The 13,295-nt window shown below is 66.4% G+C and carries 14 protein-coding genes; 10 read left to right on the top strand and 4 right to left on the bottom strand.

Translation table 11 applies throughout. The annotated features are described in order from the left end of the window. Window positions 1-5: 5 nt before the first annotated feature. From V9L20_RS07255 to fba, 9 genes are all read left to right on the top strand, one after another. A complete protein-coding gene (locus V9L20_RS07255; protein ID WP_337296043.1) occupies window positions 6-425 on the top strand; it encodes a ribulose bisphosphate carboxylase small subunit in 420 nt (139 codons plus the stop codon). A 38-nt stretch (window positions 426-463) separates the two neighbouring features. Next, window positions 464-1,393 carry a CbbX protein gene (cbbX, locus tag V9L20_RS07250; protein WP_337296042.1) on the top strand — a complete coding sequence of 310 codons (930 nt, stop codon included), beginning with the start codon at window positions 464-466 and terminating at the stop codon, window positions 1,391-1,393. Beyond that, complete coding sequence (locus V9L20_RS07245) at window positions 1,390-2,193, top strand: HAD-IA family hydrolase (protein WP_337296041.1); 804 nt, start codon at window positions 1,390-1,392, stop codon at window positions 2,191-2,193. The genes cbbX and V9L20_RS07245 overlap by 4 nt, the downstream gene beginning before the upstream one ends. 1 nt (window position 2,194) lies before the next feature. Next, a complete protein-coding gene (gene rpe, locus V9L20_RS07240; RefSeq protein ID WP_337296040.1) occupies window positions 2,195-2,920 on the top strand; it encodes a ribulose-phosphate 3-epimerase in 726 nt (241 codons plus the stop codon). Beyond that, the gene (locus V9L20_RS07235; RefSeq protein WP_337296039.1) at window positions 2,917-3,645 is read left to right on the top strand and encodes an HAD-IA family hydrolase; all 729 of its coding nucleotides are present in this window, start codon (window positions 2,917-2,919) and stop codon (window positions 3,643-3,645) included. Before rpe ends, V9L20_RS07235 begins: the two co-directional genes overlap by 4 nt. Before the next feature lie 20 nt (window positions 3,646-3,665). Beyond that, entirely contained in the window at window positions 3,666-4,739 is a 1,074-nt protein-coding gene (locus tag V9L20_RS07230; protein WP_337296038.1) for a class 1 fructose-bisphosphatase, read from the top strand. 61 nt (window positions 4,740-4,800) lie between these two features. Further along, on the top strand, window positions 4,801-5,679 hold the full coding sequence (locus tag V9L20_RS07225; protein WP_281150462.1) for a phosphoribulokinase: 879 nt from the start codon (window positions 4,801-4,803) through the stop codon (window positions 5,677-5,679). Window positions 5,680-5,731: 52 nt separating this feature from the next. Continuing rightward, window positions 5,732-7,765 carry a transketolase gene (gene tkt, locus V9L20_RS07220; protein ID WP_337296037.1) on the top strand — a complete coding sequence of 678 codons (2,034 nt, stop codon included), beginning with the start codon at window positions 5,732-5,734 and terminating at the stop codon, window positions 7,763-7,765. A 40-nt stretch (window positions 7,766-7,805) separates the two neighbouring features. Beyond that, window positions 7,806-8,819 carry a class II fructose-bisphosphate aldolase gene (fba, locus tag V9L20_RS07215; protein WP_337296036.1) on the top strand — a complete coding sequence of 338 codons (1,014 nt, stop codon included), beginning with the start codon at window positions 7,806-7,808 and terminating at the stop codon, window positions 8,817-8,819. Window positions 8,820-8,828: 9 nt separating this feature from the next. Here fba and V9L20_RS07210 read toward each other — a convergent pair whose 3' ends face one another. Then, entirely contained in the window at window positions 8,829-10,595 is a 1,767-nt protein-coding gene (locus V9L20_RS07210; protein WP_337296035.1) for a tannase/feruloyl esterase family alpha/beta hydrolase, read from the bottom strand. A 175-nt stretch (window positions 10,596-10,770) separates the two neighbouring features. On the opposite strand from V9L20_RS07210, the gene V9L20_RS07205 reads away from it, so the two are divergent. Further along, entirely contained in the window at window positions 10,771-11,520 is a 750-nt protein-coding gene (locus tag V9L20_RS07205) for a TerC family protein (RefSeq protein ID WP_337296034.1), read from the top strand. Between the two features lie 19 nt (window positions 11,521-11,539). On the opposite strand, the gene V9L20_RS07200 is transcribed toward V9L20_RS07205, so the two are convergent. The 3 genes from V9L20_RS07200 to V9L20_RS07190 form a co-directional block, all read right to left on the bottom strand. Next, window positions 11,540-11,971 (bottom strand): VOC family protein, encoded by a 432-nt coding sequence (locus V9L20_RS07200; protein WP_337296033.1) that lies wholly within the window; start codon window positions 11,969-11,971, stop codon window positions 11,540-11,542. 11 nt (window positions 11,972-11,982) lie between these two features. Continuing rightward, window positions 11,983-12,189 (bottom strand): dodecin, encoded by a 207-nt coding sequence (locus V9L20_RS07195; protein WP_258505777.1) that lies wholly within the window; start codon window positions 12,187-12,189, stop codon window positions 11,983-11,985. A gap of 107 nt (window positions 12,190-12,296) precedes the next feature. Beyond that, window positions 12,297-13,271 (bottom strand): tripartite tricarboxylate transporter substrate-binding protein, encoded by a 975-nt coding sequence (locus V9L20_RS07190; RefSeq protein WP_337296032.1) that lies wholly within the window; start codon window positions 13,269-13,271, stop codon window positions 12,297-12,299. Window positions 13,272-13,295: the final 24 nt, after the last annotated feature.

Here is a 13,295-nt window from a genome sequence, read left to right as displayed (position 1 = left end):
CCGACATGCGAATCACACAAGGCACTTTTTCCTTCTTGCCCGATTTGAGCCACGAGCAGATCAGCCGCCAGGTCGAGTATTGCCTGGGCAAGGGCTGGGCCATCGGGCTCGAATACACCGACGACCCGCACCCGCGCAACACCTTCTGGGAGATGTTCGGCAACCCGATGTTCGACATCAAGGATGCCGCCGGCGTCATGCTCGAGCTTGCGGCCTGCCGCAAGACTTTTCCGCAGCAGTACATCCGCGTGACGGCGTTCGATTCGACGCACGGCACCGAGTCGGTGGTGATGTCGTTCATCGTCAACCGGCCTTCCAACGAGCCGGGCTTTCGCCTCATTCGCACCGAAGAGCCGGGCCGCACCATCCGCTACAGCATCGAGAGCTATGCGGCGCAGGCGCGGCCCGAAGGCAGCCGGTACTGAGCGGAACACGCCACGCACACGCATTGCCGGAGCCACGCATGGACGCCACCGAAACTCCCACCGCCCCGGCCGTTGCCACGGCGCCTAGGCAGCTCTTCGAGTCTTCGGGTGTGAAGGCGCTGCTCGACCAGCTCGATGCCGAGCTGATCGGCCTGGCGCCGGTGAAGGGCCGAATCCGCGACATTGCTGCGCTGCTGTTGATAGACAAGCTGCGCCAAGAGCAGGGGCTGCAGTCGCAGCCGCCTTCGCTGCACATGTCCTTCACCGGCAACCCGGGCACCGGCAAGACCACGGTGGCCATGCGCATGGCCGAGGTGCTCAAGCAGCTGGGCTACGTGCGCAAGGGCCACCTGGTGGCGGTGACGCGCGACGACCTGGTGGGCCAGTTCATCGGCCACACGGCGCCCAAGACCAAGGAAGTGATCAAGAAGGCCATGGGCGGCGTGCTGTTCATCGACGAAGCCTACTACCTGTACCGCCCCGAGAACGAGCGCGACTACGGGCAGGAGTCGATCGAGATTCTGCTGCAGGTGATGGAGAACCAGCGCGACGACCTGGTGGTGATTCTTGCGGGCTACAAGGACCGCATGGAGACCTTCTTCAGCAGCAACCCGGGCATGGCTTCGCGCATTGCGCACCACATCGATTTTCCGGACTACAGCGAAGCCGAGCTCATGCAGATTGCGCAGCTCATGCTGGAGCGGCTGAACTACAGCTTTGATGACGGCGCGGCCTCCACCTTTGGGCGCTATGTGAGCCTCAGGCGCAGCCAGCCGCACTTTGCCAATGCGCGTTCGATCCGCAATGCGCTCGACCGCATCCGGCTGCGCCATGCCACGCGCCTCTTCGGCAGCGAGCAGGCCCTGACGCGCGAACAGCTTTGCACGCTCGAGGCGCAAGACATTCTGGCCAGCCGCGTCTTCAACCCGCCGGCCAGTTCAACGCCGGCAGAAGGAGCAAGCAAATGAGCATCGAAGCCCTTGTATTCGACGTGGACGGCACCCTGGCCGACACCGAGGAAGTGCACCGCATGGCCTTCAATCTCGCGTTCGACCAGCTGGGGATCGGCTGGCACTGGGAGCAGGCGGAGTACCGCTCGCTGCTGGCGGTGACGGGCGGCAAGGAGCGCATGAAGGCCTATATCGACTCGCTGCCCCTGGGCACAGCCGAGAAAAAGCGCCTGCACGAACGCGTGCCCGAGATCCATGCCGCCAAGACGCAGCACTACACCGACATTGCGCGCCGCGGCGGCATTGCACTGCGCCCCGGCGTGCTGCGCTTTCTTGAAGAGGCCCAGAACGCCGGCTTGCGGCTGGCCATTGCCAGCACAACCACTGCCATCAACATCGACGCGCTGCTGCAGGCCACGCTGGGCCCGCGCGGCCTCACGATGTTCGACGTGATTGCCTGCGGCGACCAGGTGCGCGCAAAGAAGCCGGCTTCCGACATCTACCTGCTGGCGCTCGAAACGCTGGGTGTGCCGCCCGAGCGCGCCATCGCCATCGAAGACTCGCCCAACGGCTTGCGCTCCGCCCTTGGGGCCGGCCTCTGGACGCTGGTCACGCCCACCTTCTGGACCGAAGGCAGCGACTTCCGCGGCGCGGGCCTGGTGCTGCCCGGGCTGGGAGACACCACCGATCCGCTGCCCGGCGAACCTGGCGGCCAGCTCCAGCGTGCGCCATGGCTGGAAATCGAGGAACTGCTGGCCATGGCCTCCACGGCGCCGCAGCTCAATGCGGTGCAGGCGCTCTACCGGGAGGGCTGTTGACATGCAGAACCCGAAAACCGCTCCTTCGCGTTCCGGCCAGCCGATGCGCATCGCACCCAGCCTGCTCTCCGCCAACTTCGCGCGGCTCGGCGACGAGGTGTCGGCGGTGATCGAGGCCGGCGCCGACCTGATCCATTTCGATGTCATGGACAACCACTATGTACCGAATCTGACAATCGGGCCGCTGGTGTGCGAGGCCATCAAGCCCCACGCAACGGTGCCGATCGACGTGCACCTGATGGTCAAGCCGGTCGATGCGCTGATCCCCATGTTCGCGGAGGCGGGCGCCTCGATCATCTCTTTTCACCCCGAAGCCACGGAGCACATCGACCGCACGATCCGCCTCATCACGGCCAGCGGGTGCAAGGCGGGGCTGGTGCTCAACCCCGCCACGCCGCTGCAGGTGCTCGACCATGTGCTGGACCAGCTCGACCTGGTGCTGCTGATGTCGGTCAACCCCGGCTTTGGCGGGCAGAGCTTCATCGAGAGCGTGCTGCCGAAGATCGAGGCGGTGCGCCGCCGCATCGATGCCAGCGGGCGCGACATCTGGCTGGAGGTGGATGGCGGCGTGAAGCCCGGCAACGCGGCGCGCATCGCCGCGGCGGGCGCCGACACGCTGGTGGCGGGCTCCGCGGTCTTCAGCGGCGGACGCTACCGCGAAGCCATCGACGCAATCCGCACCCAGGCGCTGCAAGGGCGGCATGCCGTGGAAGGGTGTCCCGCATGACGAAAGACCTGCGCGATATCGACGCCATCGCCTTCGACCTGGACGGCACCCTGGTCGACAGTGCGCCCGACATTCGCGAGGCGCTGAACGCCGCGCTCCTGCAGGAAGGGCTGGCCCGGTTCGACCTGGACACGGTGCGCGCTTGGATCGGCGACGGGCCCGATGCGCTCATCGTGCAGGCCCTGCGCCGGCAAGGCGTGCCAGGCGACGAGGCACTGCGCCTGCGGCTGCGCGCCGCGTTCGATGCCGTCACGCTGGCGGCGCCGTTGCAGTTCGGCGGCGTGTTCGAAGGCATGGCGGAACTGGTGGCCGGGCTGCGCCGCACGCTGCCGATGGTGGTGGTCACCAACAAGCCGACGCCGCTGGCACGCGCCGTGCTGGATGCAGCGGGTCTGCTGCCGGCGATGGCGGGGGTCTACGGCGCCGACGCCGCGGCGCAGCGCAAGCCCGCGCCTTTCCTGTTGCAGGCTGCGGCGCACCAGTTGGGTGTGGAACCCGCGCGGCTGCTGATGGTGGGCGACGGTCCGGCCGACCTGCTGGCTGCGCATGCGGCCGGCTGTCCGGCGGCGCTGGTGGCATGGGGCTATGGCGGCCATGCGGCAGCGGCCGGCGCGGCGCCGGCCTGGCGCGTTACCACGCCGCAGCAGCTGCTGCTGACGGTGCGCGAGTCGCGCCCCGTGCGCCGCGATGAAGAAGCGACGACGACGGCAACGACCAGAGTTTGAAAATCCAACAGGAGACGATCATGCCCATTGCAGGCAAGGCCACGCTGACCCAGTACATCATCGAGGAGCGCCGCCGCCACCCCGGTGCCACGGGCGCGCTCAACGCGCTCATCACCGACGTCTCCCTGGCCTGCAAGGCAATCTCGCGCAAGGTGGCGCTCGGCGCGCTCGGCGATGTGCTGGGCAGCGCCAGCACGCAGAACGTGCAGGGCGAAGAGCAGAAGACGCTCGACGTGCTGAGCAACGACATGTTCCTGCGCGCCAACGAGTGGGGCGGCCATGTGGCGGGCATGGTGTCCGAAGAAATGGAAGAGCCTTACCTTCCGCCGCAGCAGTACCCGCGCGGCAAGTACCTGCTGCTGTTCGATCCGCTCGATGGGTCTTCGAACATCGATGTGAACGTGGCGGTGGGCAGCATCTTCTCGATACTGCGCGCGCCGACGCTCGAAGCCGATGCGAAGCCCGAAGACTTTTTGCAGCCGGGCACGGAACAGGTGGGCGCCGGTTATGCGATCTACGGCCCTTCGACCATGCTGGTGCTCACGCTGGGCAACGGCACGCATGCGTTCACGCTCGATCCGCAACTCGGCGAATGGGTGCTGAGCCACCCGAACCTGAGCATTCCGCGGCAGACCAGCGAGTTCGCGATCAACGCGTCGAACAGCCGCTTCTGGGAGCCGGCCGTGAAGCGCTATGTCGACGAGTGCCTGGCCGGCAAGGAGGGGCCGCGCGGCATCGACTTCAACATGCGATGGATCGCCTCGCTGGTGGCCGAGACGCATCGCATCCTGATGCGCGGCGGCGTTTTCATGTACCCGCGCGACAGCAAGGAATCGGGCCGCGACGGGCGCCTGCGGCTGCTGTACGAGGCCAACCCGATTTCGTTCTTGATCGAGCAGGCCGGCGGCATGGCCAGCACCGGACGGCGGCGGCTGATGGCGGTGGAGCCGGAGTCGATTCACCAGCGCATCGGTTTCGTCTTCGGCTCGTCGGAAGAAGTGGCGCGCGTGGAGGCCTACCACAGCGAAGACCCGCAGGACACCTACCAGGCGCCGCTCTTCGGCAAGCGCGGACTCTTTGCGACCGCGGCCTGAGCGGTTGCGAATCGATTGCAAAGCGGTTGCACCACAGCTTTTTTATCTCTCCAAGGCCACCATGTCAGCCAAACATCCCATCGTTGCCATTACCGGCTCGTCCGGCGCGGGCACCACGTCCGTCACGCGGACCTTCGAGAACATCTTCCGCCGCGAGAGCGTCAAGGCGGCGATCGTGGAGGGCGACAGCTTTCACCGCTACGACCGCAACTCCATGAAGGTGGCGATGGCCGAGGCCGAAGCCGCCGGCAACCGGAACTTCAGCCACTTCGGCGAGGACGCGAACCTGTTCGCGGAACTCGAGGCGCTGTTCCGCGACTACGGCGAATGCGGCGCCGGCCGCAGCCGCAAGTACCTGCACGACGCGCAGGAAGCCGCGCCCTACAAGCAGGAGCCCGGCACCTTCACCGAATGGGAGACGCTGCCCGCCAGCGAGCTGCTGTTCTACGAGGGCCTGCACGGCGGCGTGACGACGGAGAAGGTCGACATTGCGCGCCATGTGGACCTGCTGATCGGCGTGGTGCCGGTGATCAACCTGGAGTGGATCCAGAAGCTGCACCGCGACAAGAACACGCGCGGCTATTCGACCGAAGCCGTGACCGACGTGATCCTCAGGCGCATGAACGAGTACGTGCACTACATCTGCCCGCAGTTCACGCGCACGCACATCAACTTTCAGCGCGTGCCGGTGGTCGACACATCGGACCCGTTCATAGCACGCACCATTCCGAGCCCGGACGAGAGCCTGGTGGTGATCCGCTTCGCCAACCCGATCGGCTTCGACTTTCCATACCTGCTGAGCATGCTGCACGACTCGTTCATGTCGCGCGCCAACACGCTGGTGGTGCCGGGCGGAAAGATGGAGCTGGCCATGCAGCTGATCTTCACGCCGATGATCCTGCGCCTGATGGAGCGCCGCAAGAAGGCCTATGCGATCTGACGCGCCGCGCACTGCCTGCACACCGCACAACACCATCAACAGGATCTTCGGCATGACGATTGAAAACCTTGCCTTGCGCACGCAGTGCGCGAACGCCATTCGCGCGCTGGCCATGGACGCCGTGCAAGCCGCCAACTCGGGCCACCCGGGCATGCCGATGGGCATGGCCGACATCGCGGAGGCCCTGTGGCGTCACCGGCTGCGGCACGACCCGGCCGACCCGCGCTGGATGAACCGCGACCGCTTCGTCGTTTCCAACGGCCACGGCTCGATGCTGCTCTATGCGCTGCTGCACCTGAGCGGCTATGCGCTGCCGATGGAGGAACTGCGGCGCTTTCGGCAGCTGCATTCGCGCACGCCGGGGCACCCGGAGTTCGGCTTGACGCCCGGTGTGGAAACCACCACAGGGCCGCTGGGGCAGGGCATCAGCAACGCGGTGGGAATGGCCTTGGCAGAGAAGCTGCTGGCCGAAGAATTCAACCGGCCCGGGCACGAGGTGATCGACCACCGCACCTATGTGTTTCTGGGCGACGGATGCCTGATGGAAGGCATCAGCCACGAGGCGTGCTCGCTCGCGGGCACATGGCGGCTCAGCAAGCTGGTGGCTTTCTACGACGACAACGGCATCTCGATCGACGGCGAGGTCGGCGGCTGGTTCAGCGACGACACGCCGGGCCGCTTCGAAGCCTATGGCTGGACCGTGCTGCGCAATGTCGATGGCCATGACGCCGCGGCGCTCGATGCGGCCATTGCCAAGGCCGTTGAGGCGGACCGGCCGGTGCTGGTGTGCTGCAAGACCCGCATCGGCCAGGGTTCGCCGAACCGCGCAGGCACTGCGAAGGCGCATGGCGAAGCATTGGGCGATGCCGAGATTGCGCTCACACGAGAAGCGCTCGGCTGGAGCGCCGCGCCCTTCGAGGTACCGCCTGCGGTTGCCCAGGCCTGGTCGGCACGCGAGAAGGGCGCCGCATTGCACCAGGCGTGGCAAGAGCGCTTTGCGGCCTATGCGCACGAGCACCCGGTGCTTGCGCGCGAGCTGCTGCGGCGCCACCGCACCGATGCGCCGCTCACCGCGCAGGTCGAAGACGCATTGGCTTCGGCCGCGGCCGGCGCGGAACAGCGCAAGGCATCGGTCGCCACGCGCAAGGCCTCGCAGCAGGTGCTCGACGAGGTCGGCCCCGCCATGCCCGAGCTGATTGGCGGCTCGGCCGACCTGACCGGATCGAACCTCACGGACTGGAAGGGCCACCGCGCGCTCAAGGGCACCGGAACGGGCAACCATGTGCACTACGGCGTGCGCGAGTTCGGCATGGCGGCCATCATGAACGGGCTTGCGCTGCACGGCGGCTTTCGTCCGTTCGGCGGCACGTTTCTGACTTTTTCCGACTATGCGCGCAACGGCGTGCGCATGTCGGCGCTGATGAAGCTGCCGGTCGTCTATGTTTTCACGCACGACTCCATCGGCCTCGGCGAAGACGGCCCGACCCACCAACCCGTGGAGCATGCATCGAGCCTGCGGCTGATTCCCGCAGTCGATGTCTGGCGCCCCGCCGACGCCACCGAAACCGCGGTGGCCTGGCGTGAGGCGCTGCGCCGCATGGACGGGCCGAGCTGCCTGCTGCTCACGCGCCAGGCGCTGCCGCATGCGGGTGAAGATGGCGCGCGCATCGAATCGATTGCGCGCGGCGCCTACGTGCTGCGGCGCCCGCAATCGGAATGCGTGGCCTTGCTGGCAAGCGGCTCCGAGGTCGGCGTTGCGCTGGGCGCCGCGGCGTTGCTGGCAAAGGAGGGCATCGAGGCGCGCGTGGTCTCGGTGCCGTGCATGGACGTGTTCGAGCGCCAGGACGCCGCGTGGCGCCATGCGGTGATTCCGCGCCACCTGCCGCGCTTGGCGGTGGAGGCCGGCAGCACCGGCCTGTGGTGGAAGTTCGTCGGCGAATACGGCGACGTGGTCGGGCTCGACCGCTTCGGCGAATCGGCTCCGGCCGGCGAACTGTTCAAGCTGTTCGGCCTGACCGCGGAGGTGGTGGCCGAGCGTGCGCGCCGCCTGCTGGCCGCCGAGGCCCTGCAGGACGGCGGCCGCTGACCTCATCCATTTGATTTCCCCACATCCACAGGAGCTTTCCATGGCCATGATTTCGCTGCGTCAGTTGCTCGACCACGCGGCCGAGCACCAGTACGGCGTGCCGGCGTTCAACGTCAACAACCTGGAGCAGATCCAGGCCATCATGCAGGCCGCAAAAAAGACCGACAGCCCGGTCATCCTGCAGGCCTCGGCCGGTGCGCGCAAATACGCGGGCGAGCCTTTCCTGCGCAAGATGGTCGAGGCGGCGGTGGAGATGTACCCGGAGATCCCCATCGTGATGCACCAGGACCATGGCGCCAGCCCCTCGATGTGCATGCAGGCCATCCGCTCGGGCTTTACCAGCGTGATGATGGACGGCTCGCTGATGGAAGACGCCAAGACTCCGGCGAGCTATGACTACAACGTGGGCGTGACCCGCCGCGTGGTGGAAATGGCGCACGCGGTCGGCGTTTCGGTCGAGGGTGAGCTGGGCTGCCTCGGGTCGCTCGAGTCGGGCATGGCCGGCGAGGAAGACGGCAGCGGTGCCGAGGGCGTGCTGTCGCACGACCAGCTGCTGACCGATCCGCAGCAGGCGGCCGACTTCGTGTCGCGCACCGGCGTGGATGCACTGGCCATTGCCATCGGCACCTCGCACGGCGCCTACAAGTTCAGCCGCAAGCCGACCGGCGACATTCTTGCGATCGACCGCATCAAGGACATTCACGCGCGCATTCCGAAGACGCACCTGGTGATGCACGGCTCTTCGTCGGTGCCGCAGGAATGGCTGGCCGTGATCCGGGATTACGGCGGCGACATCAAGGAAACCTACGGCGTGCCGGTGGAAGAAATCCAGGAAGGCATTCGGCACGGCGTGCGCAAGGTCAACATCGACACCGACATCCGCCTGGCGATGACGGGCGCCATGCGTCGGGCCATGGGCAGCGACCGCAGCGAATTCGATCCGCGCAAGTTCCTGAAAGAAGCGACCGCGGCCGCGCGCGACCTGTGCATCGACCGGTTCCAGGCTTTCGGTACCGCCGGCATGGCGAGCAGGATCAGGCCGGCGGCACTGTAGCGTTGCTGCCTATTGGCAGGCGAAGCTCGAAGCCGATTCGAGGGGGCCGCCCAGGTAGACCGCGGTCTTCGGGTAAGGGCACAGTGGCCGCGTGCGGGTGGGCGACCAGTTGGCGGGCAGCTCGGCGTTGACCACGTTGGCGCCCGCTCCGCGAGCCCTGGCGATCACGGTGGCCGGTGCCTTGCCCTGTTCGACCCACGCTACCAGCGGTGTCAGCATGTCGAACTGGTCGGTGGCCGGGCCTCCGCCGCAATGGTTCATGCCGGGCACGGGAAAGAAGCGCGCAAAGCCCGACGCGTCGCCGCCGTTGGCCGCGCGCAGTTGCTCGTACCAGCGGGTGGTGTCGTCCGACGAAAACACCGCATCGCTGGTGCCGTGATAGGCCATGAGCTTGCTGCCGCGATCGCGAAGCGCCGCCAGGTTGGCGGGGTCGGGCGGCGTCATGAACGACATTGCCGATTCGGTGTAGACCGCATTGCTCGCGAAGATGGTCGGCGCGTCGGCGTCCATGCTGAACCCGAGCGCGAAATCGATCCCGAAGGGGCGGCTCGGCGCCAGCGGCGGCGTGCTGAAGACGAAGCCGAGCGCGGCGGTGTCGAGGTTCTGCGAGTTGGAGAACTCCCACTGGCGCCAGTCGGCCCCCTTGATGCCGGCGTCGAACGGAAAGCTGCTGTAGAGCGCGGTGCCCGCGCTGTTTCGCGCGCCGGCAAAGATGTTGCCGAGCACGTCCTTCTGCGTAGCCGTGAGGCAGCTGCCGGTGCGCGCGCCGCTGCACGAGGGCACGTCGTTGGCGAGGTTGAAGGCCTGCTTGCACGCCTGCACATCCGCAACGATGCCGTCGGCCGCGCCGTCCAGCGCATCGCAGCGCGCAAGCACCGCGTCGGCCACGGTGCTCATTTCCGCGGGCGTGAAGGCGGTCTGGAGGTCGGGCTTGCCGGCCGGTGTGTTGGCGGTGGTGACCCGGGCGTATTGCTGTACCCCGTAAAGCTGGGCCACCGCGGCCTTCGGCAGGTTGAAGCCGGGGTTGCCGGCCAGGATGCCGTCGTACTGGCCGGCAAACCTTGCCGCGGCCACCATCGCGTGGCGGCCGCCATTCGAGCAGCCTCCGAAGTAGGAGCGGTCGGCTTCGCGGCCGTAGGCCTTGGCGATGAGGTTCTTGGCCATGGGCGTGAGCTGCGCAACGGCGTTGTAGCCGTAGTCCAGCCGCGCCTGCGGGTCGATGCCAAAGGTCGGTATCTGCGCGCCCGAGTGCCCCGCGTCGGAACTGATGACCGCAAACCCCATGTGCAGCGCCGTGGTGGTGGGCGCACCGCCGCCCACGCTGCCCGTGGCCCGCGCCACGTTGCCGTCCAGGCCGCCGTTGGCCTGGTAGAAGAACCGGCCGTTCCAGTTGACGGGCAGGCGCATCTCGAAGCCGATGGCGTAGGTCTTGCCGTCGACGCTGCTGGTGCGCTGGTTCATCTGGCCCTGCACGAGGCAGTGCTCCGGCGCGGGCGTGCTCGCGCCGGCCACGGTGAGCGCGCCCGCGGCCACTGAAGTCACGCTGGTGTACACGGTGCTGCCGAACGCCGCCTTGCCGGCGAGATCGGTGCACGACTGAAGCGTGCCCGGGCGCGCTTGCGAAGGGGCGGGGCCGCCGGGAGAGGGCGCCGGCGGAACGAACGGAAAGCCACCCCCGCCGCCCCCGCCACCACCTCCGCCGCAGGCCGCCAGCAGGGACGCCGCGGCAAGAGCCGCCCATGCCGGGCGGTACGAAGAGAACACGGATTGAACCATCGCTGTCTCCTTTCGCCGGGGCGGCCCGGCTCATCAATAAAGTTATTTCACGTAATCAATATAGTTTTGTTTGATAACTAAAAAATAGGGCAAACCCTTGCGGGGAAATCGGGCATGGCAGACTTCAGGACATTCCCAACCTTCTTGGCGGCGCTGCCGCGGCGAAAGAACCCCGATGCTTGAACTCCTGACGGATCCCCAGGTCTGGATTGCCTTTGCCACCTTGACTGCGCTCGAGCTCGTGCTGGGCATCGACAACATCATCTTCATCTCCATCCTGGTCGACAAACTGCCGCCCGAAAGGCGCGAGTTCGCACGGCGGGTGGGGCTGTTCATGGCCATGTTCATGCGCATCGGGCTGCTGCTGGTGCTTGCCTGGATCGCGGGCCTGGTCAATCCGCTTTTCTCGGTGCTGGGCAAAGGCATTTCGGGGCGCGACCTGATCCTGATCCTGGGCGGGCTGTTCCTGATCTGGAAAAGCACGAGCGAGGTTCACCAGTCGCTCGAGGGCGGGCACGAGCAGAAATCGAGCGCCGTGAAGGCCACCTTCGCGGCGGTCATCCTGCAGATCATGATCATCGACCTGGTGTTCTCGCTGGACTCCATCATTACCGCGGTGGGCATGGTGGACGACGTGCGGGTGATGATCGCCGCGGTGATCGTGTCCGTGCTGCTCATGATGCTGTTCGCCAGCCCCATCGGGCGCTTCGTATCGAACCACCCCACCATCAAGATGCTGGCGCTGTCCTTCCTGGTGGTGGTGGGCGTGGTGCTTGTCGCGGAAGGTTTCGGGCACCACGTGCCCAAGGGCTACGTGTACTTCGCGATGGCCTTCTCGCTGGTCGTGGAAATGCTCAACATCAGGCTGCGCAAGAAGTCGGACAAGGCGGTGGAACTGCATCCGCCGCACATCCCCGGCGACTGAAGGCGCAAGCGCCCGGGGCCTAGGCTGTTCCCGCTTCGGGCAGCAGCTGGGGGTTGTAGACGGCCTCCCACAGGTGGCCGTCGGGGTCGGTGAAATAGCCCGCGTAGCCGCCATAGAAAGTGTCGGCCGCGGCCTTCACCACGGTGGCGCCGGCCTTTGCGGCCTGCTGCATCACTGCATCGACTTCGGCCTTGGACAAGACGTTGTGCCCAAGGGTGAATTCAAGCGGCCCGCCCGCCCGCAGCGGCAGGCCGGTATCGGCCGCAATGCTCGAGCGCGGCCACAGCGCGAGCCTGAGCCCGTGCTGCAGGTCGAAGAACGCGACGGCGCCGTTCTCAAACTCCTTGCCGATGATGCCGTCCGTGGAAAACCCCAGCCCGTCACGGTAGAACGCAACGGCTTTCTCCAGGTCTTCGACCCCCAGGGTGATGACGGTGACTCTTGGTTGCATGAGCCGCCTCGCTACTCCAGCGTGAAGCCGATCTTCAGTGTGACCTGCCAGTGCGCGATCTTGCCGTCCACCACGTGGCCGCGCGTCTCGGTCACGGTAAACCACTGGATGTTGCGCACCGTCTGGTGCGCCTTGGTGATGGCGGTCTGCACCGCTTCCTCGATGCTGACGGGGGACGAGCCGGTGAGCTCCAGCGACTTGTAAACGTGATTCGACATGTCTCTGCTCCTGGTAGTGGTGGAAACATCGTAGTCATCGCCGGCTGCAAGGGCAAACGAAGCAGTCGTTGTTTCGACATGCGCGAATCGTCGCTGGAGGCGCGGGCCTAGTCCGCGTACACGCCGGCCGCCTTGATGATGGGCGTCCACTTGGCGATTTCGTCCGCCACGAACTTCTTGTGGCCTTCGGGTTCGATGCGCCCGTCGGTGGCCACCACTGCGCCCAGCGCTTCTTCGCGCTTGATGAAGTCCGCGTCGCGCAATGCGGCCTTCATGGCCTCGTTGAGCTTTTTCAGCACCGGCGCCGGCGTGCCCTTGGGGGCATACAGGCCGTGCCAGATGGTGACCTGGAAGTTCTTCAGGCCCGACTCGTCCAGCGTGGGCAGGTCTTTCAGCAGCGGCGTTGTCAGCCGCTTGGGCGTGGTGACCGCGTAGGCCTTGACCTTCTTGGCCTCGATCTGCGGCGAAGTGTTGGTGGTCTGGTCGCACAACAGATCGATCTGCCCGCCGATCAGGTCGGTAATGGCCGGTGCGGTGCCCTTGTAGGGCACGGGCGTCATGTCGGTCTTGGTGGCGCTCTGGTAGAGCAGGCCGCACAGGTGCGAGGCCGAGCCCACGCCCGCGTTGCCGATGTTGATCTTGCCTTTGTTGGCCGCAATCCAGGCGGTCAGTTCCTTGTAGTTGGCGGCTTCGATAACGGGTTTGGAGATGAGCGTCATCGGCACGTCGTTGACGATGCCCAGGTACTCGAAATCGCTCTCGACCTTGAACGGCAGGTTGCGCACCAGCGTCGGCACGGTGGCCATTGCGATGTGGTTCAGCAGCAGGGTGTAGCCGTCGGGCCTGGCGCGTGCCACCTTGGCCGCGCCGATGGAGCTGCCGGCACCGGGCACGTTGTCGATGATCACGCTCGCACCGCCCAGGGGCTTGCGCAGCGCCTCGGCCAGGTCGCGCGCCACGCGATCGGTGGGGCCGCCGGCTGCAAAGGGCACGACGATGGTCACCGGCTTTCCTGCGGGAAAGTCTTGCGCATGCGCACCCATGGCAAGGGCCAGCGCCGCAAGGGCGAACAGTTTTTTCATGGAAGTCTCCGTCAAGTAAAAAAT

It is taken from the genome of Variovorax sp. CCNWLW225 (assembly GCF_037204045.1).
GTDB lineage: Bacteria > Pseudomonadota > Gammaproteobacteria > Burkholderiales > Burkholderiaceae_C > Variovorax.
This window is presented reverse-complemented; position numbering and strand designations above follow the sequence as displayed.

Excerpts from the sequence above, each read along its gene's own strand:
- V9L20_RS07255 (WP_337296043.1), top strand. The coding sequence starts at position 6 with ATGCGAATCACACAAGGCACTTTTTCCTTCTTGCCCGATTTGAGCCAC.
- cbbX (WP_337296042.1), top strand. The coding sequence starts at position 464 with ATGGACGCCACCGAAACTCCCACCGCCCCGGCCGTTGCCACGGCGCCT.
- V9L20_RS07245 (WP_337296041.1), top strand. The coding sequence starts at position 1,390 with ATGAGCATCGAAGCCCTTGTATTCGACGTGGACGGCACCCTGGCCGAC.
- rpe (WP_337296040.1), top strand. The coding sequence starts at position 2,195 with ATGCAGAACCCGAAAACCGCTCCTTCGCGTTCCGGCCAGCCGATGCGC.
- V9L20_RS07235 (WP_337296039.1), top strand. The coding sequence starts at position 2,917 with ATGACGAAAGACCTGCGCGATATCGACGCCATCGCCTTCGACCTGGAC.
- V9L20_RS07230 (WP_337296038.1), top strand. The coding sequence starts at position 3,666 with ATGCCCATTGCAGGCAAGGCCACGCTGACCCAGTACATCATCGAGGAG.
- V9L20_RS07225 (WP_281150462.1), top strand. The coding sequence starts at position 4,801 with ATGTCAGCCAAACATCCCATCGTTGCCATTACCGGCTCGTCCGGCGCG.
- tkt (WP_337296037.1), top strand. The coding sequence starts at position 5,732 with ATGACGATTGAAAACCTTGCCTTGCGCACGCAGTGCGCGAACGCCATT.
- fba (WP_337296036.1), top strand. The coding sequence starts at position 7,806 with ATGGCCATGATTTCGCTGCGTCAGTTGCTCGACCACGCGGCCGAGCAC.
- V9L20_RS07210 (WP_337296035.1), bottom strand. The coding sequence starts at position 10,595 with ATGGTTCAATCCGTGTTCTCTTCGTACCGCCCGGCATGGGCGGCTCTT.
- V9L20_RS07205 (WP_337296034.1), top strand. The coding sequence starts at position 10,771 with ATGCTTGAACTCCTGACGGATCCCCAGGTCTGGATTGCCTTTGCCACC.
- V9L20_RS07200 (WP_337296033.1), bottom strand. The coding sequence starts at position 11,971 with ATGCAACCAAGAGTCACCGTCATCACCCTGGGGGTCGAAGACCTGGAG.
- V9L20_RS07195 (WP_258505777.1), bottom strand. The coding sequence starts at position 12,189 with ATGTCGAATCACGTTTACAAGTCGCTGGAGCTCACCGGCTCGTCCCCC.
- V9L20_RS07190 (WP_337296032.1), bottom strand. The coding sequence starts at position 13,271 with ATGAAAAAACTGTTCGCCCTTGCGGCGCTGGCCCTTGCCATGGGTGCG.